The organism is Plantactinospora sp. CNZ320, from assembly GCF_002846275.1.
The window spans coordinates 1019352-1044821 of sequence record NZ_PJMP01000001.1; the positions used below are offsets into that span (position 1 = coordinate 1019352).

General features: G+C 69.3%; 21 protein-coding genes, 2 pseudogenes and 1 riboswitch. Of the genes and pseudogenes, 15 read left to right on the forward strand and 8 right to left on the reverse strand.

The genetic code is table 11. The features are described from left to right. Nucleotides 1-5 precede the first annotated feature (5 nt). From CLT71_RS04350 to CLT71_RS04360, 3 genes are all read left to right on the forward strand, one after another. Complete coding sequence (locus CLT71_RS04350) at nt 6-785, forward strand: endonuclease/exonuclease/phosphatase family protein (protein WP_101371129.1); 780 nt, start codon at nt 6-8, stop codon at nt 783-785. Nucleotides 786-1026: 241 nt separating this feature from the next. After that, entirely contained in the window at nt 1027-1434 is a 408-nt protein-coding gene (locus tag CLT71_RS04355; RefSeq protein ID WP_101365967.1) for a DUF6223 family protein, read from the forward strand. Between the two features lie 143 nt (nt 1435-1577). Next, on the forward strand, nt 1578-2828 hold the full coding sequence (locus CLT71_RS04360) for a hypothetical protein (protein ID WP_199187505.1): 1251 nt from the start codon (nt 1578-1580) through the stop codon (nt 2826-2828). Between the two features lie 84 nt (nt 2829-2912). Here the strand turns inward: CLT71_RS04360 and CLT71_RS04365 are convergent, their stop codons facing one another. The 3 genes from CLT71_RS04365 to CLT71_RS04375 form a co-directional block, all read right to left on the reverse strand. Beyond that, nucleotides 2913-3575 (reverse strand): response regulator transcription factor, encoded by a 663-nt coding sequence (locus CLT71_RS04365; protein ID WP_101365968.1) that lies wholly within the window; start codon nt 3573-3575, stop codon nt 2913-2915. Beyond that, nucleotides 3572-4747 carry a sensor histidine kinase gene (locus CLT71_RS04370; RefSeq protein WP_101365969.1) on the reverse strand — a complete coding sequence of 392 codons (1176 nt, stop codon included), beginning with the start codon at nt 4745-4747 and terminating at the stop codon, nt 3572-3574. Before CLT71_RS04370 ends, CLT71_RS04365 begins: the two co-directional genes overlap by 4 nt. Before the next feature lie 85 nt (nt 4748-4832). Further along, a complete protein-coding gene (locus CLT71_RS04375; protein ID WP_101365970.1) occupies nt 4833-5864 on the reverse strand; it encodes a tyrosine-type recombinase/integrase in 1032 nt (343 codons plus the stop codon). Nucleotides 5865-6423: 559 nt separating this feature from the next. On the opposite strand from CLT71_RS04375, the gene CLT71_RS04380 reads away from it, so the two are divergent. Further along, a complete protein-coding gene (locus tag CLT71_RS04380) occupies nt 6424-6750 on the forward strand; it encodes a hypothetical protein (protein ID WP_143743363.1) in 327 nt (108 codons plus the stop codon). Between the two features lie 256 nt (nt 6751-7006). On the opposite strand, the gene CLT71_RS04385 is transcribed toward CLT71_RS04380, so the two are convergent. After that, on the reverse strand, nt 7007-7426 hold the full coding sequence (locus CLT71_RS04385) for a DUF6086 family protein (protein WP_101365972.1): 420 nt from the start codon (nt 7424-7426) through the stop codon (nt 7007-7009). A gap of 350 nt (nt 7427-7776) precedes the next feature. Between CLT71_RS04385 and istA the strand changes: the two are divergent. The 7 genes and pseudogenes from istA (at nt 7777) to CLT71_RS04415 (ending at nt 16591) form a co-directional block, all read left to right on the forward strand. Beyond that, a pseudogene (gene istA / locus CLT71_RS04390) lies at nt 7777-9454 on the forward strand (IS21 family transposase). Between the two features lie 80 nt (nt 9455-9534). After that, nucleotides 9535-10260 (forward strand): annotated as a pseudogene (gene istB / locus CLT71_RS04395) (IS21-like element helper ATPase IstB); the annotation flags it as partial. Between the two features lie 492 nt (nt 10261-10752). After that, nucleotides 10753-11118: a peptidase inhibitor family I36 protein gene (locus CLT71_RS36355; RefSeq protein ID WP_158242171.1), complete on the forward strand. Its 366-nt coding sequence runs from the start codon at nt 10753-10755 to the stop codon at nt 11116-11118. An 86-nt stretch (nt 11119-11204) separates the two neighbouring features. After that, nucleotides 11205-11834 (forward strand): ABC transporter ATP-binding protein, encoded by a 630-nt coding sequence (locus CLT71_RS04400; RefSeq protein WP_486483048.1) that lies wholly within the window; start codon nt 11205-11207, stop codon nt 11832-11834. A 25-nt stretch (nt 11835-11859) separates the two neighbouring features. Beyond that, on the forward strand, nt 11860-14346 hold the full coding sequence (locus CLT71_RS04405; RefSeq protein WP_101365974.1) for a hypothetical protein: 2487 nt from the start codon (nt 11860-11862) through the stop codon (nt 14344-14346). A gap of 622 nt (nt 14347-14968) precedes the next feature. Further along, nucleotides 14969-15781 (forward strand): IS5 family transposase, encoded by an 813-nt coding sequence (locus CLT71_RS04410; protein ID WP_101365975.1) that lies wholly within the window; start codon nt 14969-14971, stop codon nt 15779-15781. Between the two features lie 348 nt (nt 15782-16129). Beyond that, nucleotides 16130-16591 (forward strand): DUF5980 family protein, encoded by a 462-nt coding sequence (locus tag CLT71_RS04415; protein ID WP_143743365.1) that lies wholly within the window; start codon nt 16130-16132, stop codon nt 16589-16591. 134 nt (nt 16592-16725) lie between these two features. Here CLT71_RS04415 and CLT71_RS04420 read toward each other — a convergent pair whose 3' ends face one another. The 4 genes from CLT71_RS04420 to CLT71_RS04435 form a co-directional block, all read right to left on the reverse strand. Next, a complete protein-coding gene (locus CLT71_RS04420; RefSeq protein ID WP_101371132.1) occupies nt 16726-19107 on the reverse strand; it encodes an excinuclease ABC subunit UvrA in 2382 nt (793 codons plus the stop codon). Between the two features lie 76 nt (nt 19108-19183). Further along, a complete protein-coding gene (locus tag CLT71_RS04425; protein WP_101365977.1) occupies nt 19184-19594 on the reverse strand; it encodes a VOC family protein in 411 nt (136 codons plus the stop codon). 5 nt (nt 19595-19599) lie between these two features. Continuing rightward, entirely contained in the window at nt 19600-20049 is a 450-nt protein-coding gene (locus tag CLT71_RS04430; protein WP_101365978.1) for a helix-turn-helix transcriptional regulator, read from the reverse strand. A 104-nt stretch (nt 20050-20153) separates the two neighbouring features. Then, nucleotides 20154-20882 carry an SDR family oxidoreductase gene (locus tag CLT71_RS04435; protein ID WP_101365979.1) on the reverse strand — a complete coding sequence of 243 codons (729 nt, stop codon included), beginning with the start codon at nt 20880-20882 and terminating at the stop codon, nt 20154-20156. Nucleotides 20883-21194: 312 nt separating this feature from the next. Between CLT71_RS04435 and CLT71_RS04440 the strand changes: the two genes are divergently transcribed. The 4 genes from CLT71_RS04440 to CLT71_RS04455 all read left to right on the forward strand — a co-directional run bounded on the left by CLT71_RS04440 (nt 21195) and on the right by CLT71_RS04455 (nt 25412). Then, nucleotides 21195-21908: a hypothetical protein gene (locus tag CLT71_RS04440; RefSeq protein WP_101365980.1), complete on the forward strand. Its 714-nt coding sequence runs from the start codon at nt 21195-21197 to the stop codon at nt 21906-21908. A 36-nt stretch (nt 21909-21944) separates the two neighbouring features. Then, nucleotides 21945-22035: riboswitch (ZMP/ZTP riboswitch) on the forward strand. A 19-nt stretch (nt 22036-22054) separates the two neighbouring features. Then, nucleotides 22055-23515, forward strand: a complete 1461-nt coding sequence (locus CLT71_RS04445) for a glycine hydroxymethyltransferase (RefSeq protein WP_101365981.1) — start codon at nt 22055-22057, stop codon at nt 23513-23515. A 71-nt stretch (nt 23516-23586) separates the two neighbouring features. Continuing rightward, nucleotides 23587-24111: a SigE family RNA polymerase sigma factor gene (locus CLT71_RS04450; RefSeq protein ID WP_101365982.1), complete on the forward strand. Its 525-nt coding sequence runs from the start codon at nt 23587-23589 to the stop codon at nt 24109-24111. Next, nucleotides 24108-25412, forward strand: coding sequence for a hypothetical protein (locus CLT71_RS04455; protein ID WP_101365983.1), 1305 nt, complete (start codon nt 24108-24110; stop codon nt 25410-25412). Before CLT71_RS04450 ends, CLT71_RS04455 begins: the two co-directional genes overlap by 4 nt. The last annotated feature ends 58 nt before the right edge of the window (nt 25413-25470 follow it).

A 25470-nucleotide genomic window follows, 5' to 3' on the forward strand; every position in this document is an offset into this window, starting at 1 on the left:
TGCACGTGCGCCTGGCAACCTTCAACCTGCTGCACGGCCGGTCCCCGCACGACGGCCTCGTCGACGAGACCCGGCTCGCCGCCGCCGTCGCCGCACTCGACGCCGACATCCTGGCCCTCCAGGAGGTCGACCGGGACCAGTCCCGCAGCAACCATCTCGACCTGACCGCCATCGCCGCGAACGCGATGAACGCCCCCGAACACCGGTTCGCCGCCGCCGTCGTCGGCACCCCCGGCGAACGATTCCGGCCACTGACCCACGACGACGACGGCCACGGCGAACCCCTCTACGGCATCGGCCTGATCAGCCGCTACCCGGTCCGCTCCTGGCAGGTCACCCGGCTCGCCTCGGCACCGGTACGCTCCCCGGTGCTCGACCCCGGCCCCGGCGGCGGGATCATCCTGCTCCGCGACGAACCCCGGGTCGTCCTCGCCGCCACCCTCGACACCCCGTACGGGCCGATCACCGCCGCCGCCACCCACCTCTCCTTCGTACCCGGCTGGAACATCCGGCAACTACGCCAGGTCATCCGCGCCCTGCGTACCCTGCCCCCACCCCGGATCCTGCTCGGCGACCTCAACCTGCCGGCCGGACTCGCCACCCTCGTCTCCGGCTGGCGCTCCCTCGGCCACCGCCCCACCTACCCGGCCCGGCAACCCCGGGTCCAACTCGACCACATCCTCGCCGACCCCCGCGACGGACACCCACTGCCCGCCGTCACCGCCGTCAACGCCCCGATCGCCACCATCTCCGACCACCGGCCACTCGTCGTCGACCTCGCCTGAACGTCGTCGACCTCGGCTGACCGCACGTCAGCCGTCAGCCCTCAGCCGTCAGCCCTCGGAACAGGACACCGGCCAACCGGCCCCGCACCACGACCTCCGGGTACCGCCCCGGCGGCACGATCTCGCCCGCACGTACCACCCGGGAAGTACGCCCACCGGCAACTCCGGCATGACGACCCGGGCCCAGCCCGGTACATACGCTGCCGCAGTCAGCACGCCGTGCGAGGAAAGGGATCCACCGATGTTCGTTCGCCACCTGTCCGCCACCGCCGCAGCCACCCTGCTCGGCGGTGGCTGGCTCGACACACCGGCGTACGCCGCCAGCCAGCCGGTCGCCGCCGGCTACGACATGTCCTCCGGCCGGGCCGGATCCATCGTTGCCGTGCTGCTGGGACTCGCCGGCATCATCATCGGCGGAATGGCCCGGGCCCGCTCCACCCGACGCGCCGGCGATGGGCGACGCGGCGCCCTCACCGCCCTGGCACTGGGACTGATCGGCCTGCTCATCGGCGCGGTGGTGGCAGCCACCTCCGGCGGCCGCGTCGGCACCGGCAACGGACTGGCCGGGGCTGTCCTCGGCATGGCGCTGGGACTGACCAGCGCACTCCTCGGCGGACTCACCGTCAACCGCTCCCGCCGCACCGGCTGACCCGACACCCATCCACATCGTCGATCCGACACCCATCCACATCGTCGATCCGGCCGACATCGTCGAACCGGAGCAGCGGGACGGCGGCGAGCGCCCGGGATCGCTAAGGTGGCCGCCAGCAATCGACGAACGGGGGGTTCACAATGGATGGACGAAAATGGGTCGGCGCTGGGCTGGTAGTCGCCGTCACGATCGCGACGGCGGTACTGCCCGCCTCACCCGCGGCCGCGGCGTACGCCGACCCGCTCGTCGCCACCAGTACGACGAAGATGGGTCTCACCTGGCACGCCGAACCGGCCGCCGCGATCAAGGCACTCGACGACGCCCTGCCGAACGTCGGCGTGGCCACCGTCCTCGACGACGCCAACCGCACGATGGCCACCTGCAACAGCGAGGAACTCGCCGCGCTGCCGATCGCGCCCGCCGCGACGACCAAATGGTGCTTCGACACCGCGGACGCCACCGACCTCAACTGGTCACCGCAGGGCATCACCAGCTCCGGAGACGCCGACGACGACGGCGCCTGGGGCGCCAAGCGGGCGATCCTCTCCGGCTGGTCCTGGGGCAGCGGCACCCGCCGCAACGACGCCCGGGTCGCGTTCATCGACTACACCAACCCGGCCGCACCGAAGTACCGCTGGGTCTACCTGGTCGACCCCAACTCCACCGGCAGCGACTTCAGCGCGGCCAAGACACACATCGGCGGCATGATCTGGTTCGGTGACAAGCTGATCGTCAACGCCGTCGGCAACGGCACCGTCGCACTACGGGTGTTCAGCATGAGCCACATCCTGCGCACCACCTCGACCGTCTCCGACATCGGCAAGGTCAGCGGCGGCTGGGCGGCGTACGGCTACAAGTACGTCATGCCGCAGATCGGCCACTACACCTACAGCAGCGGCGCGTGCAGCATGGACAGCGACACCGGCGTACCGTGCTTCTCGTCCCTGTCACTGGACCGCAGCACCAGCCCGGACAGCCTGGTCACCGCCGAATACTTCAGCGACCAGACCAAACGCGGCCGGCTGATCCGCTATCCGTTCGGTGCCGACTTCCTGCTGCCGACCTCCGCCACCCCGTCCGAGGCGTACGCCAGCGGCGTCGGCAACCAGCAGGGCGTGCTGTCGTTCAACAACCGCTGGTACGTGGTGCACAGCTCGATCAGCCTGCACGGGCAGATCTGGGGATTCACCCCCGGCGGCGGCAACGGCCGGTCCAGCACCTGCACGATCGGCGGCACCGTCACCACCACCTGCTGGTCACTGCACCCGGAAGCGGTGACGTACTGGTACTCCACCGGTGAGGTGTGGTCGACGACCGAATGGTCCCGGGACAACCCGACCGGCCCCGGCGGACGGGTCCTCTACAGCGTGCCGCTGAGCACCCTGCCCTGACCCGACAGCGGTGGTGCGTCCCCGGCGTGGGACGCACCACCGCTGAAGCGACCCGGGGCCAGACCAGAAGCCGGCAGTTGAGGCTCAGGAACGGGCGAGCCACCCCGGCACCGCCAGCCCTGACTCGTACGCCAGGATCACCAACTGTGCCCGATCCCGAACCCGCGTCTTCGTCAGGATCCGACTGACGTGCGTCTTGGCGGTCGCCGGACTCAACACCAGCCGCTGCGCGATCTCGTCGTTGGAGAGCCCGGCGGCGACCAACGCCATGACCTCCCGCTCCCGCTCGGTCAACGCACGCAACCTCGGCCCCGGATCCGGATGACGGACCCGCGCACTGAACTCGGAAATCAACCGGCGGGTGATCGACGGCGCGATCAACGCATCCCCACGGGCCACCACCCGCACCCCGTGGATCAACTCCGCCGGCTCGGTGTCCTTCACCAGAAAACCGCTCGCACCCGCCCGCAACGCCCCGTAGACGTAGTCGTCGAGGTCGAACGTGGTCAGAATGATCACCCGGGCATCGGAACCCGCGACGATCTCCCGAGTCGCCGCCAGACCGTCCAACCCCGGCATCCGGATGTCCATCAGCACGACATCCGGCCGCAACCGCCCGACCAGCCGTACCGCCTCGGCACCGTCGGCGGCCTCACCGACCACCTCGATGCCCTCCTCACCCTCCAGGATGGACCGAAACCCCGCCCGCACCAGATTCTGGTCGTCGGCGAGCAGCAACCGGATCACGCCACGCCCCCCGCCTGCACCGACAACCCAACCGACCCCGACCCCGACCCCGACGACAGCACAGCCGGTCGCACCGGCAACCGGGCAGACACCCGGAACCCACCATCCGGCCCCGGACCCGCAGTCAACGAACCACCCAACGCCCGGGCCCGCTCGCCCATACCGACAATCCCGTTACCCGGCACACCCGAGCCGCCCCGCCCGTCGTCCTCCACCTCCACCAGCACATCGTCACCATCCCGCCGCACCCGCACCAGCACAGCGGTCGCGTCCGCGTGCCGGGTCACGTTCGTCAGCGCCTCCTGAACGATCCGGTACGCCGCCAACTCGACCTCCGGCGGCAACGACCGCGTCTCGGCCAACTCGGTACGGATCTCCAAACCCGACCGGCCCGCCGTCAGCACCAACTCACCGAGCCGACCCAACCCCGGCGTACCCACCCCGTCCGGCTGCCGCAGCACCCCCAACGCCGTACGCAACTCACCAAGCATCTCCTTGCTCGCCCGCTTGATCGCGGTGAGCGCCTCGGCGGACCGCACCGGATCCGGACGATGCAACGCGGCACTGGCCTGCACATTGATCAACGAAAGGTGGTGGCCGAGCACGTCATGCAGCTCACGGGCGATCCGCAACCGCTCCTCGGTGGCCCGACGCCGAGCCTCCGCCTCCTTGCCCCGCTCCGCCGCGAGCACCCTGGCCTCCGCCTCCGCGACATAGGCCCGGCGGTTACGGGTCACCCCGACAATCACCGCAACCAGCCAACCGGCGTGCAACAACGTCGCCCCGTTACCGCCACCCGCCGCCCGGCCATAGTCGTCCGCGACCGCGAACGCGACCACCGAGGCGGCCCCCAGCCCGATCGCGACCCACACCCGCCCCGCGTCGACAACGGTGTAGAGCGCCACGACGAAGACCAGCATGATCGGGCCCGGTCGGTGCAGCAACGCCCCGTACCCGCCGACGGCGACCAGTGCCACCACCCCCACCAGCACCGGATAGCGACGACGCACCCACAACGCGGCGGAGGACCCCAACACCGCCGCCAGCGCCACCCACTCGGCCGCGCTGTCCACACCGGCCGACTGCACCACCAGCCCGACGACGCCGACCAGGGCGACCACGAACACCAGGGCCACATCCGCCACCCGACCGTGCCACCGCCACCTCGGCATGCGCCGAAGCCTAACCGCCCTCGACCAGGCCAGCGAAGCCGACCGCAAAGACGATCGCCGCTGACACCCGACGTGTCCGGCCCGCCTACCGCCGGACTTCGCTGGACCCGCTCCCGGCCGAGCGGCCCGCCAACAGCCGACCCAGCGACCGGTTGGTGCGGTTCGCCCGTACCGCCGCCCGCTCCTGGTCGGCAGTCACCTCGATGTAGCTCTGACTCGTCGCCAGACTCGCGTGCCCCAACAACCGCATGATCTCCGGAGCACTCGCCCCGTCCTCGGCCAACCGGGTAGCGAAGGTGTGCCGCAACGCGTGCAGCCGCGCACCCGGCGGCACCCGGTCGGTGATCCCCGCCCGCCGATAGCAGGACTCCACCAGATACTGCAGGCCACCCCGGCGCAGCGGCGCACCCTCCCGGTCGACCAGCAGCGCCGAATCCGGCCCGACCGTCCGGGAACCGAACCGGCGACGCCGGCTCTCCAGATAGTCCGCGATCACCCGGTCGAGTTCCGGCTCCACCGGAATCAACCGTGAACGGCTGCCCTTGCCGGTCACCTCGATCCGGCGCTCACCGTCCCGGCCCACCAGCGAACCCGTACGCAGGGCCAGCAACTCGGCCAGGCGCAGCCCCGCACAGAGCGCCAGGGCCAGTACCGCCAGATCCCGCTCCGGCCACGGATCTCGCTGCCGCCGGTCCGATTCGGCGACCCCGGCCAGCAACTGCTCCGGCGTACGCTCGCCCCGCAGCGGCTTCGGTGGGGCAGGGGGGACCCGGGGCTTGTCGACGGAGGGCATCGGGTTGCCGGCCACCACCTGCTCGGCGACGAGGAAGTCGAAGAACCCGTTCCAGGTGGACCAGGCCCGGTAGATCGAGGCGGCGGCGCGGGGAGCGGCGAAGCGGGCGAAGGCCGCCCGCAGGGACCGGGTGGTCAGGGCACTGATCGGCAGGTCCGCCAGGGGGAGGGGAGTGCCGGGCTGGTGGTCGGCGACCAGCCCGGCGACCGCCAGCAGGTCTCGACGGTACGCCGCCAGCGTGTGCGGGGACGGCTTGCGGGTGGCCCGGGACGTCAGGAACTGCTCGACGAGGGGGAGTAGCAGAAAGTCCTCTTTGTCCTGCATAACGAATATTATGCACGATTGGGTGATGTTTAGCTAGTTACACGATCTTGCGGCGGCGCCCCGGAAACCCGACCAGTTCGACCACGCGGGCCGGGGAGGGGTGGACGCCGAACAGCGTGGCGGGTGAGGTCTCGCGTCGGTACGTGCGTGCCGGTCGCCTCCGGCGCCCGACCAGCCGCGCGCACAACACCGCCAGCCGCCGTCAGGTTCCCGGCCCAGCCGCGTCGGTGGGGCGTGGAGATCGACTGCGATGTCGACCCGACTCCGAGCGGGACGCCCGCGTCGGGGCGAGTGCCGTCGCCGAAACTCCGCCGCCTCCCGACGGCGCTGTCCACTGCGCCAGGGTTCTCGACGTCTTCGCGGGGGTCGGCATTCCGGCGGGGGCGTCCCGATAACCCGCTAGTTGACATAATGTACATTATCGACCCGGAACTCCGATGAGTCGAAGTAGACGAGAAGACTCATCGGAGTTGTGTGATTTTCAGGCCCAGCACGGGCTGTGCGGTCTGTGGTGCCGGTACCGGCGGGATCCGAGGGGTCCGTTGACGCGGGTCGGTTGATGGGCGTGACCTCGGCATACCGGCCGTCGTTCTCATCGGATGAACGATTCGTTCGTCATGGAGGGATCGCGGTGGCCGGTGGCAGCAACGTGGCAGGGATCGCTCCCCAACTGTTCGTGGTCGGTGCGTCTCCCCTGCTACGGCCTGATGAACAGATGTTCGAAGGGATGCTGGCCGGGTGGCGCGATCAGCAATTGTCCCGCAACCTCGCGGCCGACAGGATCACCGCGCGTATCGATCTCATACGCCGGTTCCAGCGGTTCACCAGCGACTGGCCGTGGAACTGGCAGGGCCGGGACCTGGAAGAGTTCACCGCTCATGTTTGAGGTTCCCCCGGTAGCTCGGAGGCTTTGATGTTCCCCGGCGCGATGCCCGGCAAGCCACTGACCAACAACCACACCGTCACCATGCTGCGCCTGGCGGGCGTGCCAGCACTCGCCAGCCGCACCGGAACCTGGCTCAGTATCGTCCGTCAAGCACCACCCTCAGTCCTCGCCCAAGCCCTCGGCATCAGCCCACAGACAGCCATGGAATACGCCAACCAGGCAGGGGCCGACTTCCTCCGCTACGCGGGGACCGCGATCAACGGGGCATGGCCCGTGAATGATCCGCAGCAAGTCCCACCAGCCGCCCAGCGTCCCCCCGAACACCAAGGTCACCGGGGCCAACGGAAACATCCCTGAGATCGAGTTCAGGGAGGTCATCCAGCGCGGGTACGACGCCGCCACCTCGCTCGACGAGAACCAGGGCAGTCGCGATGAACCCCTCCAGCAACGACCTCAGGATCAGATGAGTCGAGGAGCGATACCGGCGCACAAGCGCGTTCACGAACGCCCCGAACACCTCCATATCGACCTCGTACTCGTCGTTGATCACTGGAGCGAGACCTGACGGCTGGTTCACGACCGGGACCAACGCCTCAGCCGAGCGGACGAACAGCTCGGCGACGCCGTTCGACGGGTTCCACAGAACAGGTTCGCCCGCCTGAAAGTACTGACTCACCGCACCATGATCGCCTACTGCCCCACGATCACCAACTCGAATTCCTCGTCCCGCAATACGACGGGTTACCAGTTAGAGCCTGGTAAATAAGGGTCTAGGGCAGGCTGTCGCCCTATGAAGGATCGATGATCACCCGGTGTGCGGCGTGGCTGGTTGTGACGGAGTTGAGCGGCCCCAGGGTGACGGTTGAAGCCGGCTCCGGTTGTAGTTATGGGTGGTGATGGGTGTGGCGGTTATATATGGCCCCACCTGTCTTTGTCCGGTGTGTCGTGTCAGTCATACTTGGCCCCACCTTGATCAGGTCTTACGCTCCGGGCGTGTGATCCGTGAACGTCTCGTTGGGAGCCCGGGTGAGGCCAAGGGTGGAGCTGTTCGAGGCGATCCGCCGTGACGCCCGCCGGGAGGAACTGTCGATCCGGGCGTTGGCGGAGCGGCACGGAGTGCATCGGCGAACGGTGCGCCAGGCGCTGGCCTCGGCGGTGCCGGAGCCGCGGAAGCCTCGGGTGGCGCAGGCCCCGAAGCTGGATCCAGTCCAGTCCGTGATCGATCAGATGCTGGTGACGGATCTGACAGCGCCGCGTAAGCAGCGACACACGGCGCGGCGGATCCACGCCCGGCTGGTCGAGGAGCATGACGCGCACGGATTGTCGTACTCGACGGTGCGGGACTACGTGCGGCGGCGTCGGCCGGAGATCGCCGCCAGCGCGGGCCGATCGATACAGACCGCGTTCGTCGTCCAGAGTCACGCGCCCGGGGCGGAGGCCGAGGTGGACTTCGGCGATGTGTGGGTCGAGGTTGCCGGGGAGAAGTTGAAGTGTTTCCTGTTCGCGTTCCGGCTGTCGTACTCGGGCAAGGCGGTGCACCGGGTGTTCGCCTCGCAGGGGCAGGAGGCGTTCATCGAGGGGCATGTCCACGCGTTCACGGTGATCGGCGGTGTGCCGACGGACAAGATCCGCTATGACAACCTGCGCGCGGCGGTGTCCCGGGTGCTGTTGGGCCGGAACCGTACCGAGTCGGAGCATTGGGTGGCGTTCCGGTCCCACTACGGCTTCGACCCCTTCTACTGCATGCCTGGGATCGAGGGCGCGCATGAGAAGGGCGGAGTCGAGGGCGAGGTCGGCCGGTTCCGTCGCACGCACCTGTCCCCGATACCGGTCGTGAACAGCCTGGCCGAACTCAACGAGCGGATCGATGCCGCCGACCGGGCCGATGAGGCTCGACGGATCGCTGGGCGGGTGCGAACGGTCGGGCAGAACTTTGCCGTGGAGGCGCCGCTGTTAGCGGCGCTGCCCAGCGATGCCTTCGAGCCCGGCCTGTGGCTGCATCCGAGGGTCGACCGGTTCGCCCGGATCACGGTGCGATGCTGCTACTACTCGGTGCCCGCCTCGCTGATCGGACGGCAGGTACGGGTCTGCCTCCGGGCCTCCGAACTGGTCGTCTTCGACGGCCGGCGGGAAGTCGTCCGGCACGCCCGCTCGGTCAACAAGGGCTCCCAGACCCTCGTGCTCGATCACTACCTGGAGGTGTTCGCCCGCAAGCCCGGCGCCCTGCCGGGCGCCGTCGCGCTGGCGCAGGCCCGCAAAGCAGGCATGTTCACCACGGCGCACGACGCGTTCTGGGGCCAGGCCCGCCGGACTCTCGGGGACGCCGGCGGCACCCGAGCCCTGGTCGAGGTACTCCTGCTGCACCGGCATCTGCCCCACGCCAACGTCGTCTCCGGAATCGAGGCAGCCCTACGCATCGGAACCGCCACCGCAGACGTGGTCGCGGTCGAGGCCCGCAAGAGCACCCAGCAGCGACGCGAACCACAACCACCCGCAGCCGGAACCGCATGCGGCGGACCGGGCCGCACGGGTGGTCAGCCTGACCGAACGTCGGTTGGCCGACCCGGACGCGGTAATCGGCGGCCTCCCGCGGGACCCGCGACCGCTGCCCAGCGTCGCCCACTACGACGAACTACTCAAGCTCCGTCGAATAGCGTCCCCGCCCAGCAGCGGCCCGTCCGCCGAGACCGGAAGAGTGTCATGACCAGCAGCCTCGCCAAACGCGGACGCGCCCTGACCGAACAGGCCGCCGACGCCGCCATCGACTCCGCCTGCCGCGCCCTGCGGCTACCGACCCTGCGTAGCCGCTTCGCGGACGTCGCCGACACCGCGAAACGACAACAGCTCACCTACCGCGGCTTCCTCGCCGAACTGCTCCTCGCCGAGTGCGACGAACGCGACCGACGCCGATCCGAACGACGCATCAAAGCCGCCGGCTTCCCACGAGACAAGTGGCTACAAGACTTCGACTTCGACGCCAACCCCAACGTCAATCCCGCCATGATCCACACGCTGGCCACCTGCGCCTGGGTCCGCAACGGTGAACCCCTGTGCTTGATCGGCGACTCTGGCACCGGCAAGTCTCATCTGCTCATCGGCCTCGGCGCCGCCGCCGCGATGGCCGGATACCGGGTCCGTTACGTAATGGCCGCCAAGCTGGTCAACGAACTCGTTGAAGCCGCCGACGACAAGCAGCTCACCAAGACCATCGCCCGCTACGGCCGCGTCGACCTGCTCTGCATCGATGAACTGGGCTACATGGAACTCGACCGTCGCGGCGCCGAACTGTTGTTCCAGGTCCTCACCGAACGGGAAGAGAAGAACAGCGTCGCCATCGCCAGCAACGAAGCGTTCTCCGGCTGGACCAAAACCTTCACCGACCCGCGCCTGTGCGCGGCCATCGTGGACCGCCTCACCTTCGGCGGCAACATCATCCAAACCGGCACCAACTCCTACCGACTCGCCCGCACGAAGACACAACTCGTATCGCAAGCCGCCGCGCGGAATTGATCCGCACGCGGCACCGCCATCGGGATCGCCAGCGATGAGCCCTGCTCTCTGGCCCCGACGTTGCCTCGACCGACCAATCATCACTCACATTTAGTTACGCATCCACCGACTGTGGAAGTGGCGACCTTCGAAGCAAACCTCACGTATCCCCACTGCGGGGTCGCGTCCCGGCCAAGCCGGAGGCTAGCGTCAGTGCAGGTTGTCCGTCTATCCAGCAGACGAAGTCGCCGGACGGAGGGCAAGTCGCAGCCGTGGTACACCCACACCTCGGCGCTGTCGCCTTTATTCCTATCCCGATCCGGGAATGTGCGAGGTGAAATCCAAATGCGCGGGATGGATGAATAAGAGTCATGTCAGAAGGTTCACCTTCTGCAAGGCCGGACGCCAGCCTTCCATTGACTGCCTGTAATGGACGCATTACGTTTCGCATATTCACATTTCGCGTCTGGTGGTCACGCCACAGGGACCGCCGGACATGGGGAGGGAGTGCGCATGGGTGTCAAGAAACTGTTGGTTGTGAGTGCGGTGATCGCGGCCGGAGGGCTAGCGTTCCCGGCCGCCGCCTCGGCCGGGAACCCGGCTTTCTGCGGATCCAACCTTGTATGCATCTATGATGGCAACAGTTGGGTCGGATTCCTGGGGTCGCGCGGTCCGGGCGGAGGCATCTCGAATGTGAGTGCCGCTGCAAACGATCACATGGACTCGTGGGAGAACCGGACGAATACGAGTGCCGCCTGGTATTACGACCACGACGGCGGAGGGAATTGCAGGACTATGCCGGCGTTGACCGAGGACGACAACGTGAATGTGTTCAACAGCGATGAGCTGTCGTCGTGGCGGACTGACCGCGGGTGCTGACCTCACCGGCCAGCGCTGCTGAATCCCTGCTCGCCGTCGAGGGTGTCAGCCGTCGCTTCGTGACCCATTCGGAGACTGTGTGGGCCGTGCGGGATGCGGACCTGCGAGCGAGTGCGGGCGAGTTCGTCTGCGTCTTCGGCGCCAGTGGGTCCGGTAAGTCGACGCTGCTGAACCTCATCGCGGGACTGGACCAGGCGGACGCGGGCCGGATCCTCGTTGAGTCGACCGAGGTCGGTCGGCTCAACGAGGACCAGCGGGCGCGGTTGCGTCTGACGGACGTCGGGGTCATCTTCCAGGACCACAACCTGATTGAGGAGTTCACGGCCCGGGAGAACGTGGCATTGCCGTTGGAGGTCACCGGCGTGCCCTACCGGCGGGCGCTGGAGCTGGCAGATCAGCAACTCGCGCGGGTTGGGCTGGAGGGCCTGGGCAGTCGACTCCCGAGCCAGCTGTCTGGCGGGCAGCGGCAGCGTGTCGGGATAGCCAGGGCACTGGTCGGGGACCGGCGGGTGTTGCTGGCCGACGAACCGACCGGGGCGCTGGACTCCTCCAATTCCCACGCGTTGTTCGGGTTGCTGCGGCAACTGTGTGACCAGGGCACCCTGGCGGTGGTGTGCACGCACGACCCGATGTGCCGCGAGTACGCCGACACCGTCTACGAGATGGTCGACGGGAGCGTCGTCCGCCGGGAGCGGGCGGCGGATGGGACGACCTGAGGTGCGAGCCCGGTTGGTTGCTGTCGTGGCGCGCAGATTCGCGCGCAGCAGGTCGCTGGCACGGTCGACCTTCCTCGTCGCAGCGACGGCCGCGCTGCTGGTGGCGGTGTTCGTCACCCTCAACGCCTTCACGCTGTCCCCGCACCAGGTCACGGTGCGCGACCTTGGGCGCTTCGACTCGCAGATCGACCTGAGTAACGTCACCACCCTTCGGCCCGGCGATGGGGAGGTGGCCGACGAGGTCGCTACGGCGGCTCGGGCCGCCGGGGCAGCGGAGGTGGTCGTGACACTGGCCTCGTTCGACGTTCGCCCCGATATGACCCGACCGCCGTTCACCCTTTACAGCGAGGCGCCGTGGCCGGCGGAGCCGTTCCCTGACCGCTACCAGTTGCGGGAAGGGCGGTGGCCGAGCCAGCCGGGCGAGGTGGTGCTGACCGACGCGTTGCGGAGCGTCCTCGGTCCGGTCGAGTCGTTCACAGTGTTCTCCGGCAACGACCGCCTGCGCGTGGTCGGCGTTGCCGAGGACCTGTTCGGGGCCACCCCGCGGATCCTCGCGGCGCAAGGCACCTGGGCATCGCTGAGCGAGGCAACCGGTCGCAACTTCTCCACCGTCCTGGCAACCGCGACGCTGCTGTGGAACGGCGGCGTCCAACAGCAGGTACTCACCGCCGTCGCCGCGGTCGCCGCAGGAGATGCCATGGAAGCGTCGCCGGCCGCGGTCGAGGCGCAGCTCGCCGCTGAGGTGCGCACCCGAGCAGACGAGCTGACCACACCCCGCCGGTCGTGGACCGACCGGATCCCGCTCGCCTACGACCTGCCCTCGCTGGCGCTGCCGCTACTGGCGGTGCTCGCCGTGTTCGGCCTCAACGCGCGCCGCTTCCATAGAAGCCTGGCGATCCTGACGTCCATCGGGATGAGCAGAGCTACCGCCACAGCGGGCGTCGCCGCCGCGACAACGGTGTGGACGCTCGCCGCCACGTTTGCGGGCATCATCGCCGGCATTGGCCTCGGTGCCGCCAGCCGGCCGGTGGTGGACCGGTTCCTCGCCGGGCCGATCTCGCCCTGGCCGGGTCTGCTGGCGCCCCCCGCGCGGCTGCTCGGCGTCACGTTCGCGGCGTGCGTCGTGGCGGCGCTCCTACTGCATTTGGCCCACTCTCGGCCGTCGCGAGTAGCGGCGAGCACCGACCCACCTCCCGGGCCGACGTCGGCAGAGAAGCAAACGCGTGTCAGCGGCGTGACCGTGCGGTGGACCGCCGCCGGCATCCTGGGGGCCGCGATCGTCATCCAGATCGGCATGCTCGACACCGTCCCGAAGGCGATGGTGCTGACCGCGACCGTCGCGGCGGCGGTCCTGCTGTTCACACCGGAAGCCGTCGGCGCGGCGATCCGCCTGCTACCCACCAGCGATCCTCGGACCCGCCTGGGCCGCCAGCAACTGCACAATGACCGCACCCGCGCCGTCGCCGCCGTCGCGGTCCTCACGGCGACGCTCGGCGCCCCCCTGGGACTGATGACGCTGCTGGCAACACTGATCACAACGGCGCAGGAAGACGTCGTCCCCACCGTCGCACCGCACCAGGTGGTGCTGTCCGGACCCGGAGGGGCCATGCATCCGCCCTCTCCCGAGGTGGTCACCGCCGTATCGGCCCGACTCGCCAACGCAGCGCAGCCGGTCAAGACCGGCTACCTCACGACCGAGACGGTGCACGTCACAGTCAAGGACGCCGGTATCGGTGCGGTACTCGTGGTCGACACCCCCGAGCAGGCCAGCCGCCTCAACAACGGTGCCCTCACCGAAACGCAACGACAGACGTTGCAACGAGGTGGCCTCCTCGTGTGGAGCGACGGACCCGGCACGCGGACTTTGCTCAGCCACGACCGTGCCAGTGACCGAGCGGCGGCCTCCAGCCCGCCCCTGCCCGCCAGCCGCACAACCTTCGAACCCGCCTGGACCGTCGGAGTCAGCGGGCTGCTGCTCAGCGCGACCGCGCAACGCCTCAACCTCACCATCAGCCCGGCGGCGATCGTATTCACCGACGTCACCGAGGCCCAAGCAGCCGCCGCCGAGCAGGCCGCGATCGACAACGGCCTCGACCCGCTCCAGGTCGGCATCTACCAACCGCCGGAGCCCATCACGGTTCCGCCGGCCTACTACGGGGCGGTCCTCGGCCTCGCCGCGATCGTCCTAGCCACGACCATGGCCCTCGCCAGGAGCCAGGTGATCACCCTGCGCAGCTACCTCGGCCGGCTCATCGCCATCGGACTGTCCCCGCGATGGGCGCGGCACGTCCTGCTCATCCAGAACGGCCTCGTTATCCTGACCAGCACCGCGCTGGCCGCGCTCATCGCCGTGCCGCCAGTCGTCATCGCCGCAGTCAAACTTCGAGGGTTCACCCTGTCCATCCCGTGGACATGGCTTATGTTGATCACTGCCGCGTTCTACCTCGCAACCCTCGCCGCAACCATCGCGTCCAGCCGGCGCCTCATCAGCAAAGACCGCCTGACCGCCTGACCGAAGCCCCCTTGCGGGGCGGGTCGGCATTCACCAGCCGACAACCCCGCAGGCTGCCCCAGATCGTGATTCCGAAACCCCTCTGTCCGGTGCCACCGAACCTGACCCACGACCAACGCGCTGACCAGGCCGGATCAGATCGCATGGCACGCCAGCAGTAGGACTGATCACTGCAGGTGGCAGATCGGTCGTGGGCGACCGGGCACGCTCCGGCGCCTGAACTGCGGTGGACCAACTTCGTTGGCAGGGACGGCCAGCGGTCCAGGTTCGATGGCAAGAAGACCAAGTTCGCTGTCAACGGACACCCTCGGGAAGTCGTCAGACGCACGATCAACAAGCTGGGGCCAGCCACGATTGACACGGCCATCGTCCGCGGCCGATGCAGGTGGGGCCAAATAGCTCTGCCACCAACCAAGCGCCTCAACAGCGGATGGGGCCGGCTTCAACCGTCACCCTGGGGCCGAGGACACCCGTCACAGCCAGCGTGGCGGGCGTGACATGAGGAAGGGCCTCCGGTACGAGCAACGGCGACTAAACCAGCACGACCGAAGGCCCAACCCTGTCTGTATACCTTGTCGCCGGTGTCGCCGCATCCACCACCCCGGCCACCCTCGACGCTCACCTGCCCACCGCCCGGCCACGGCACTACCCGTCGGACACCAGCGACGCCGAATGGGCCATCCTGGCACCACACGTTCCGGCCAGCACCGGACGTGGCCGGCCGATCATCTACCCCCGCCGCGACATCGTCGACGCGATCCGCTACCTCAACCGCACCGGCTGCCAGTGGGACGCGCTACCGGCCGACTTCCCCCACCACAGGCTGGTCTACCACTACTTCAGGACCTGGACCGCCGACGGAATCCTCAACCGGATCCACAACAGCCTGCGTGAACAGGTCCGCGTTCAGGTCGAAGGCCGTGACCGGCAACCCACCGCGGCGTTGGTCGACTCCCAGTCGATCCGGGGCGCGGAGACCGTCAGCCGCACCACCCGCGGCTACGACGCGGGCAAGCGGGTCAACGGCCGTAAACGGCACATCGCGGTGGACACCTGCGGCCTGCTCCTGGCGGTCCTGGTCACCGGCGCGAACGTCCAGGACCGCACCGCCGCCCCGGCCCTGCTCCAAGCGCTGCACACCTGCTTCCCCACGATCCGTCTCGTCTGGGCCGACAGCGGCTACACGGGCAAGGCCATCGCCTGGGCAGCCACCCACCTCGCGATGACCGTACGCGTCGTGACGAAACTCGCCGGTCAGACCACGTTCGTGGTCCTACACCGCAGGTGGGCGGTCGAGCGCACGTTCTCCTGGATCAACCGGTGCCGCCGTACCGTCCGCGACTACGAACGGTTGCCTGAGCACCACGCCGCGATGGTCCAATGGGCGATGATCATCGTGATGACCCGCCGACTCGCCCGCCACCAACCCACCTGAAACCCTTATTTACCAGGCTCTTAAAAGTTCCGGCGCGCGGGCTGACTGTGGCTCGACTGGTCCGTGCCTCTCCGTGCCAGCCGGATCGATCGCCGCTCGGCAGGTCCACTCTCGTCGTACCCGAAGACGCGACGCGTGCCCGCGGCCGTGACCCACGGATCATCGGGTGGATCTGCCCGGCTTCGTCGTAGAACGTGTTGGTGCGTGCGACCGTGCGGCTACTCCCCGGTCGGCACGTCGACGTCGCACCTCGGGTTGTTTGCTTGACAACGCAATCATCTATCCATTGATACTTGCGGATGGGCGACGCCGGGTCGCCCGGACCGGCAACGACCGAGGGAGCTGTTCGTGAGACCCACCCGTAGTGTGCTCAAGCTCGTGATCGGCGTGGCAGCAGCACTGGCGCTGGCACTGACCGGCGGCTCGCCCGCCGCCGCGTCGACACCCCCGTCAACCACGGACTCGAACGTTCCGGTGACCTGGGAACTCGTCGACTACGACCCCAACCGTCCGCAGCGGATGTGCACTCCGGCCAACTTCGCCAGGGCCGGCCTGTACTTCCTGGTCTCGATCAACGGAACCTGGTCGACACCGATCACGTCCGGAGTGACGAACCTGCCCCCTGGCGCCGCCCCCATCCCGAACGGCTCCATCCCGCCCGGGTCCAGTGACCGCCATCTGGTTCTCAACGGTGCCCCGTTCAGCGTCGCGGCGACCCCGGTCGGCCGGTACCACTCGGTGCTCTGGGCGTCGGACGGACGGGTGACGCAGACCGTGCCGGTCATCATCGACTTCCAGGAACGCTGCTGACCCGGGGGTCGGCCCGAGACGCGACCGGTCCGTGACGGCGTCCTGGGACGCCGGCACGGACCATGGTCAGTCGTGCTCGCCGGGCGTGCGGCCGGTGGGCACGAGGTGTGCCGATCACCGCCGAGCGCCCTGCCTCAGCCCTTCGTGTCGCTGGCGCCGACGTAGGCGGCCAGGTGCTCGCCGGTCAGGGTGGATCGGGCGGCGACCAGGTCGGCCGGCGGCCCTTCGAAGACGATCGTGCCGCCGTCGTGGCCGGCGCCCGGACCGAGATCGACGATCCAGTCGGCGTGCGCCATCACCGCCTGGTGGTGCTCGACGACGATGACGGACTTGCCGGAGTCGACGAGCCGGTCGAGCAGGCCGAGTAGTTGTTCGACGTCGGCGAGGTGAAGTCCGGCGGTCGGCTCGTCGAGGACGTAGACGCCGCCCTTCTCGGCCATGTGGGTGGCCAGCTTGAGGCGCTGCCGTTCACCGCCGGAGAGGGTGGTGAGCGGTTGGCCGAGGCTGAGGTAGCCCAGTCCGACGTCGGCGAGCCGGCGCAGGATGGCGTGCGCGGCCGGGGTGCGGCCCTCGCCGGTGCCGAAGAACTCCTCGGCCTCGGTGACGGACATCGCGAGTACCTGGCTGATGTCGCGGCCGCCGAGGCGGTATTCGAGTACCGATGCCTCGAACCGCCTGCCTTCGCAGTCCTCGCAGGTGGTGGCGACGCTGGCCATCATGGCCAGGTCGGTGTAGATGACGCCGGCACCGTTGCAGGTGGGGCAGGCGCCTTCGGAGTTGGCGCTGAACAGTGCCGGTTTGACGCCGTTGGCCTTGGCGAACGCCTTGCGGATGGGGTCGAGCAGTCCGGTGTAGGTGGCCGGGTTGCTTCGGCGGGAGCCGCGGATGCCGCCCTGGTCGATCGAGACGACGCCGGCGCCGGCCGGGATGGATCCGTGCACGAGTGAGCTCTTGCCGGAGCCGGCGACGCCGGTGACGACGACGAGTACTCCGAGTGGGATGTCGACGTCGATGTCGCGCAGGTTGTTCGCGGTCGCGCCGCGGATCTCCAGGGTGCCGGTGGGCTTGCGTACCGTCTTCTTCAGGGCGGCCCGGTCGCCGAGGTGTCGACCGGTGGTGGTGTCGCTGGCGCGTAGTCCTTCGACGGTGCCTTCGAAGCAGACGGTGCCGCCGGCCGTACCGGCGCCGGGGCCGAGGTCGACGACGTGGTCGGCGATCGCGATGGTCTCGGGTTTGTGTTCGACGACGAGTACGGTGTTGCCCTTGTCCCGGAGCCGGAGCAGCAGGTCGTTCATCCGCTGGACGTCGTGTGGGTGCAGGCCGATGGTGGGTTCGTCGAATACGTAGGTGACGTCGGTGAGCGAGGAGCCGAGGTGGCGGATCATCTTGGTGCGCTGTGCCTCGCCGCCGGAGAGGGTGCCGGAGGGTCGGTCGAGGGAGAGGTAGCCGAGCCCGATCTCGACGAACGAGTCGAGGGTCTGGCCCAGCGAGGCGAGCAGCGGTGCCACGGATGGTTCGTCGAGGTCGCGGACCCATTCGGCGAGGTCGCTGATCTGCATGGCGCACGCTTCGGCGATGTTGACGCCTTTGATCCGTGCGGATCGGGCCGCCTCGCTGAGCCGGGTGCCGCCGCATTCGGGGCAGGTGGTGAAGGTGACGGCCCGGTCGACGAATGCCCGGATGTGCGGTTGCATCGCCTCCCGGTCCTTGGACAGGAACGACTTCTGGATCTTGGGGATCAGTCCTTCGTAGGTGAGGCTGGCGCCCTCGACCTTGACCTTGGTCGGTTCCCGGTAGAGGAAGTCCTGCATCTCCCGCTTAGTGAAGTCGCGGATCGGCTTGTGGGGGTCGAGGAAGCCGGATTCGGCGTAGGTGCGTACGGTCCACCAGCTGTCCGACTTCCAGCCGGGGATGGTAAAGGCGCCCTCGGCGATCGACTTGGAGTCGTCGTAGAGCTGGCTGAGGTCGATGTCGGAGATCCGGCCGCGGCCTTCGCAGCGGGGGCACATGCCGCCCGTGCGGTTGAAGGTCTGTTTGGTGGTCTTGCCGGCGATCGTGATCGCCCCGCTGGCCCGGACGGAGGCGACGTTGAAGGAGAAGGCGCTGGGTGGGCCGATGTGCGGCTCGCCGAGGCGGCTGAAGAGGATTCGCAGCATCGCGTTGGCGTCGGTGGCGGTGCCGACGGTGGAGCGCGGGTCGGCGCCCATCCGCTCCTGGTCGACGATGATCGCGGTGGTCAGACCGTCGAGTACGTCCACCTCGGGGCGGGCCTGGGTCGGCATGAACCCCTGTACGAAGCTGCTGTAGGTCTCGTTGATCATGCGCTGGGATTCGGCGGCGATGGTGCCGAACACCAGTGAACTCTTGCCGGAGCCGGAGACGCCAGTGAAGACGGTCAGCCGGCGCTTCGGGATCTCGACGCTGACGTCCTTGAGGTTGTTCTCGCGGGCGCCGTGTACGCGGATCAGGTCGTGGCTGTCGGCGACGTGCGACGTGGTGTCCGTCCTCATGGCCATGCTTGTGGTGTTCTCCATTGTTCGGGTGGGGGTCGCCTTCGCGGGACCGACCAAGGGGTTGTGGTGGTCGCGGCGGTCAGCCGAGCTGGTTGATCCGGATCATGTTGCCGGCGGGGTCGCGGAAGGCGCAGTCGCGGATGCCGTACGGCTGGTTGGTCGGTTCCTGGACGACGTCGGCGCCGCTGGCCTGTACCCGGTCGAAGACGGCGTCGAGGTCGTGGGTGGCCAGGGTGATGGCGGTGTAGGTGCCCTTAGCGATCAGTTCGAGGATGGTGCGGCGCTCATCGTCGGTGATGCCGGGGTCGGCGGCCGGCGGGTGCAGGACGATCGAGGTTTCCGGCTGCTTGGGGGGACCGACGGTGATCCAGCGCATGCCGCCGTATCCGACGTCGTTGCGGACCTCGAAGCCGAGGGTGTCGCGGTAGAAGGCCAGCGCGGCGTCGGGGTCGGTGTGCGGGAGGAAGGCGGCGTGAATGTTGATGTCCATGTCCGTCACGCTAGTTGCGGCTCGCTGACCCGCGCTTCTCGATTCCTGATCGGTCTGGTCACCTGTTTCGCGATGCAGGGTGGCAGCTCCGCGGTGGGGTCGGCGGCCCGGGTCCGGTATGTGCTGGGCGGCATGCCGACCAGTTCGGTGAAGCGGGTGCTGAAGGTGCCCAGTGAGGAGCAGCCGACCTCGAAACAGACTTCGGTGACGCTGAGGTCGCCGCGGCGCAGTAGTGCCATGGCGCGTTCGATGCGTCGGGTCATCAGGTAGGAGTACGGTGACTCACCGTAGGCGGCCCGGAACTGGCGGCTGAGATGTCCGGCGGACATGTTCACGCCACGGGCGAGCGCCTCGACGTCGAGCGGCTGGGCGTGCTCCCGGTCGATCCGGTCTCGGACGCGGCGCAGCCGGGCGAGGTCGCGCAGGTGTTGTGCCTCGGCGAGTGTGCTGCTCACCTGCGTGATGCTGCCACGACCTGCCGGGAATTGCCTAGTCCGCCACGGCGGCAGGCCGTGACGGCAGGCCGTGACGGAGCCGGCCGGAGATGTCCGGCGGGGTGTCACATGCCGCCGGCGACTCGGAGTACGGCGCCGGTGGTGTAGGAGGCGCCGTCGCCGAGTAGCCAGACGATCGCGGCGGCGATCTCGTCGGCCCGGCCGGCGCGGCCGAGCGGTATCCGGCTGGCGACCCGCTGGGCCCGGTCGGGTACTCCGGAGATGGTGTGGATCTCGGTGTCGATGGTGCCGGGTGCGACGGCGTTGACCCGGATGCCCTTGCGGGCGAGTTCCTTGGCCAGCCCGACGGTGAGGGCGTCGGTGGCGGCTTTGACGGCGGCGTAGTGCACGTATTCGCCGGGGCTGCCGAGGGTGGCGGCTGCCGAGGAGACGTTGACGATCGCCCCGCCGGACGGGAACCGGCGGGCGGCCTGCTGGGCGCAGAGGACGTAGCCGATGAGGTTGACGTCGACGACGCGGCGCAGATCGGCCAGGGTCAGTTCCTCGAACGGGCCGATCGGGCTGGTCACTCCGGCGTTGTTGACCAAGCCGGTGGGTTCGCCGAGGGTGGCGACCTGGTCGAAGAGTCGTTCGACCTGGTCGGGGTCGGTGGTGTCGGCGCGGACGGCGAGGCCCCGGCGTCCGGCGGCGGTGACCTCGCGGAGTACGGCGTCGGCGGCTTCGGCGTCGCGCCGGTAGCAGAAGACGACGTCGTGTCCGGCGTCGGCGAGTTGTCGTACTGTCGCGGCGCCGATTCCCCGTCCGCCGCCGGTCACCACCGTCAGTGGAGTCATGGTCCTCTCCCCCTGGTTGTCGCCTCCCGGCTGCCGGGTCCGGGCCGGGGTGTCGCGGGTGCGCTGTGGTGCGCCCGCGGGTTTCGTTCGGCGCGGGTGATCCGCGCGGGTTCGATAGCTGGCGATCCTGCCAGGTGTGGGTTCGGCGGGTCCTCCGGGGCGGGACGGTTGTGGGTTCGGCGGCTTGGTCGGGGCGGGACGGTGTCCCGGGTCCTGGTTTTGTTGATCTCGGACCGGTGTGTCCGTCTCGACGTTGTCGGGCCGGCCTGGTAGTAAGTCATGAATCAAACAGGTGTACGGAAGAGGGTTCTGATGGCTGCCGCGCGTACCGCCCAACCGGGGTTGTCCACCGAGGAGTTGCAGCAGATCAGGGACGCGTTGGCGGCGGGGCGCAAGCCGAAGGTGATGTTCACCGAGGCGGCGGGGCAGGTGGCCGGGCAGCTCGGTCAGGTGGTGGAGTTGACCGATCCGGAGGTGTCCGAGGAGTGGGTGGTGGTCCGGTTCGGCCGCGACGAGCTGCCCTTCTCCCCCAGCGATCTGGTTGTGGCGCCGAAGGGCGCGACCCGGCGGGCGCCGGTCAAGCCGGAGCCGGAGCCGGTCCCGGAGCCAGAGTTCAAGATTGTCAGGGAGCCGGTTCCGGCGCCCCGCGAGGAGGCAACAGTGACCGCAGTGGAGACTCCCCCGGCCCGTCCGGCGGACGGTGAGGGTGAGCCGAAGCCGGCCCGTCGGGCGACGAAGGCGGCGAAGCCGAAGGGGCCGGCGGGGTTGACGGTCACCCTGACGTACGCGGACGGTGAGTGGACGCTGGCGGCGACGCAGGGCGCGAAATCGCTGGCGAAGCCGTACGTGATCAAGCCGGCCGAGGCGTTGAAGATGGTGGCGTTGATCGATGTTCCAGGTGTGCACGAGGCGGTGGAGCAGATCATGGCGGTGGAGCGGCGGGAGGCCGAGCAGCAGGCGGAGAAGTTGCGGGCCGAGTTGGCGGAGATCGAGGCGCGGCTGGCGGAGTTGCGCGACGCGGGGTGATTCGTTGCCGTCCGGGCCGCTCCGGTTGGTAGGCTCGGCCCGGACCGTGACTGGCGTGCTGGGATGGGATCAACCATCGGGAAGCGGTCCCGTCGAGTGACGTGTGCCGTGCGCCTGGGCCGATTCCCTTCGCCCAGGAGGCTGCCATGGTCAATCCGGTCTTTCCGGTCGGCACGAGGTCCACGGAATCCGTCGCGTTCCGCGCGGCGTTGGATGTGGTGCGTGCGGTCGAGCCCCGGGTCGCGGATGCGATCGGGGCGGAACTGGCCGACCAGCGCGAGTCGTTGAAGTTGATCGCTGCGGAGAACTACGCGTCTCCGGCGGTACTGCTGGCTATGGGTAACTGGTTCAGCGACAAGTACGCCGAGGGCGTGGTCGGCCGCCGTTTCTACGCCGGTTGCCGCAATGTCGACACTGTGGAGTCGGTGGCGGCGGAACATGCCCGGGAGTTGTTCGGGGCCGCGCACGCCTACGTGCAGCCGCATTCGGGGATCGACGCGAATCTGGTGGCGTTCTGGGCGGTGCTGGCGGAGCGGGTGGAGTCGCCGGCGTTGCGGCGGGCCGGGGTCCGGCAGGTGAACGAGCTGACCGGGGCGGACTGGGCGGTGTTGCGCCGGGAGCTGGGCGACCAGCGGATGTTGGGCATGTCGTTGGACGCGGGCGGGCATCTGACCCACGGTTTCCGACCGAACATCTCCGGCAAGATGTTCGACCAGCGTAGTTACGGCACCGATCCGGAGACGGGGTTGCTGGACTACGACGAGGTGCGCCGGATCGCCCGGGAGTTCCGACCGTTGATTCTGATGGCCGGCTATTCGGCGTATCCGCGTCGGGTGAACTTCCGGCTGATGCGGGAGATCGCCGACGAGGTCGGTGCGACGTTGCTTGTCGACATGGCGCACTTCGCCGGGCTGGTGGCTGGGCGGGTGTTCACCGGTGACTTCGATCCGGTGCCGCACGCGCATCTGGTGACCTCGACGACGCACAAGTCGTTGCGGGGCCCGCGCGGCGGGATGGTGTTGTGCGGTCCGGAGTTCGCCGACCAGGTGGACCGGGGTTGTCCGTTGGTGCTCGGCGGCCCGTTGCCGCACGTGATCGCCGGCAAGGCGGTGGCGTTGGCGGAGGCGCGGCGGCCCGAGTTCGCCGCGTACGCGGGTCGGGTCGTGCAGAACGCCGTCGCGTTGGCCGAGGGGCTGTTGCGCCGGGGGGCGCGGCTGGTGACCGGGGGTACGGACAACCATCTGCTGCTTGTCGACGTGACGGGGTACGGGTTGACGGGGCGGCAGGCCGAGGCGGCGCTGTTGGACGCCGGCATCGTGACGAACCGGAACTCGATACCCGGGGACCCGAACGGTGCCTGGTACACCTCCGGTGTCCGGCTCGGCACGCCGGCGTTGACGACCCGGGGGCTCGGGGTGGCCGAGATGGACGAGGTGGCCGGGCTGGTGCACACGGTGTTGTCGGCGACCCGCCCGGGGGTCGGGCCGGACGATGTCCCGTCGAAGGCGCGGTATGTGCTGGACGGGGCGGTGGCGCAGCGGGTGGCCGGGCAGGCCGCCGACCTGCTGGCGGACTATCCGCTGTATCCGGTGGTCGACCTGGGCTGATTTCCGCTCCCAGGTGGTAACCCTCCCGCTCTCCGGCGGTGTCTTGACAGGAGACGGGACTGGGAGGGTGGATGCGAGACTCGCGTGGCACGGACTTCGACGACTTCGTCCGGACGAGGTCGGTGGCACTGTTGCGGGTCGCGTACCTGCTGACCGGTGACCGGCACGAGGCGGAAGACCTGCTCCAGGAGGTACTGGAGCAGGTCTATCTGCGGTGGCGTCGGGTACGGACGGTGCCGGAGGCGTACGCCCGGCGGGCTCTGGTGAACTGGGCGGCGAGCCGGTGGCGGCGGCGGGCCCGGCGGCCGGAGCGGGCGCTGGCCGACGTCGAGCCGGTGACGCCGGACCGCAGCGAGGACGTGCTGGTCCGGGAGTCGGTCGTCGCGGCGTTGCGGTCGTTGCCGCACCGGCAGCGGGCCGCGGTGGTCCTGCGGTTCCTGGAGGATCTGTCGGTCGCCGACGTCGCCGTCGCGCTGGACTGCTCCGAGGGTGCGGTGAAGAGCCACACGGCGCGTGGGCTGGCGCGGCTGCGGGTGGCGCTTGCCGGTTCCGGTCTCGTCTCGGCTGTTTCCAACGATTCCGGGGGTGTGCGATGACGATCGACGATGCCGAGGTGCGGAGGGTCCTGCACCGAGCGACGGCCCAGCTGAGTGGACCGCCGGACCTGCTCGAAGGGGTACGCCGGGGTGGGCGGCGGCGGGTGCTGCGCCGTCGGGGGGTGTTGGCGGCCGGTCTGCTGGCGGTCGCGACGGCGTCGTCCGGCGGGATGCTGCGGTGGACGGGCGGCGGTCGCGGCGGGCCGGAGGTGGCGGCGCCGCTGTTCGACCGGCCGTCCCGGGGTGACCTGGCGGGCGACGAGGCGTTCGTGCGGCGGCTGCTGGAGGTGTGGCGGCGGCACGTCGCCGCGATCGACGGCGGGGTACGCGGGGCGCCGCACGTGGTGTGGGCCGGTGGTACCCCGGCCGGGCCGGCGGCGTTCGTGATGCAGCGCACCGCCGAGCATCCGGTGGTGCGGCAGCCGGGCGACGTGCGGTTGGCGGCGCTGGCCGCGTTCGTGGAGTCGGTCGGTGACCGGTTGCGGGTGATGACGGTGGAGCAGGTACCCGAGGACGGCATGGACGGCAACTCGCAGGCGGCGTTGCTCGGTAGGGACCGGGAGGTGTTGCTGGTGCTGGACGTGGGGCGGGTGGTGGAGTATTCCCCGGAGCTGCGGTTCACCCCCGACGGTCGGGTGCAGCGGGCGTTCGCGCAGGTGTCGTTCCGGGACGGGGCCGCGGTGCTCGCGGTGCCGCCCCAGCGCAGGAGGGTCACTGTCGCGCTGCGGTCAGCGGACGGCGGGCGCGAGCTGGTGCATCTCAGCAACGCCTCGGAGATCCTGTTTCCGGGGGGACGGGACCGGCCGTCGCCACCACTGCGCGACCACGTACTGCCGGGTGCCGAGTCGGTGTGGCATGACCCGCCGGAGTTGGTCCGGCGGTACGTGCACGAGCCCGAGGTCCTCGCCGACTACCACGACCCGTGGGGTACGCACACCGTCGACGGGTCACCGCTGCTGACGGTGTACGGGGTGACGCCGGACGGCCGGATGCTGCTGCTGACGACGGTCCAGTACGACGACCATCCGGCTCGGGTGATCGCGTTGCTCGGCCCGGTTGGGGCCCCGTTGCGGCCGGTGGCCAGCGGGATCGCCGACTGGTCGGCGGTGCTGCCTGTGCGGCTGCGGCTGCCGGACGGGCAGGGCACGGCGGTGGCGGCGGAGGGGGCGGCGTTCGACTACCGGCTCACGGACCAGGGGTGGCGGGACGCGGGCCGGGACGCCGCGCTGCTGCCGGCGGAGGCGGTCGAGCTGCGGGTGACCCCGCCGAGTGGTCCGGCGCAGACGGTCCCGCTGCGCTGAGCGGTCGGCCCGGCGCGCCCGCTCACCGTCGCCGGCCCCGTGGGGCGGTGCTGCCCGG

Excerpts from the sequence above, each read along its gene's own strand:
- CLT71_RS04355 (WP_101365967.1), top strand. The coding sequence starts at position 1,027 with ATGTTCGTTCGCCACCTGTCCGCCACCGCCGCAGCCACCCTGCTCGGC.
- CLT71_RS04360 (WP_199187505.1), top strand. The coding sequence starts at position 1,578 with ATGGATGGACGAAAATGGGTCGGCGCTGGGCTGGTAGTCGCCGTCACG.
- CLT71_RS04370 (WP_101365969.1), bottom strand. The coding sequence starts at position 4,747 with ATGCCGAGGTGGCGGTGGCACGGTCGGGTGGCGGATGTGGCCCTGGTG.
- CLT71_RS04375 (WP_101365970.1), bottom strand. The coding sequence starts at position 5,864 with ATGCAGGACAAAGAGGACTTTCTGCTACTCCCCCTCGTCGAGCAGTTC.
- CLT71_RS04380 (WP_143743363.1), top strand. The coding sequence starts at position 6,424 with ATGGGCGTGACCTCGGCATACCGGCCGTCGTTCTCATCGGATGAACGA.
- CLT71_RS36355 (WP_158242171.1), top strand. The coding sequence starts at position 10,753 with ATGGGTGTCAAGAAACTGTTGGTTGTGAGTGCGGTGATCGCGGCCGGA.
- CLT71_RS04420 (WP_101371132.1), bottom strand. The coding sequence starts at position 19,107 with ATGGCCATGAGGACGGACACCACGTCGCACGTCGCCGACAGCCACGAC.
- CLT71_RS04425 (WP_101365977.1), bottom strand. The coding sequence starts at position 19,594 with ATGGACATCAACATTCACGCCGCCTTCCTCCCGCACACCGACCCCGAC.
- CLT71_RS04435 (WP_101365979.1), bottom strand. The coding sequence starts at position 20,882 with ATGACTCCACTGACGGTGGTGACCGGCGGCGGACGGGGAATCGGCGCC.
- CLT71_RS04440 (WP_101365980.1), top strand. The coding sequence starts at position 21,195 with ATGGCTGCCGCGCGTACCGCCCAACCGGGGTTGTCCACCGAGGAGTTG.
- CLT71_RS04445 (WP_101365981.1), top strand. The coding sequence starts at position 22,055 with ATGGTCAATCCGGTCTTTCCGGTCGGCACGAGGTCCACGGAATCCGTC.
- CLT71_RS04450 (WP_101365982.1), top strand. The coding sequence starts at position 23,587 with ATGCGAGACTCGCGTGGCACGGACTTCGACGACTTCGTCCGGACGAGG.
- CLT71_RS04455 (WP_101365983.1), top strand. The coding sequence starts at position 24,108 with ATGACGATCGACGATGCCGAGGTGCGGAGGGTCCTGCACCGAGCGACG.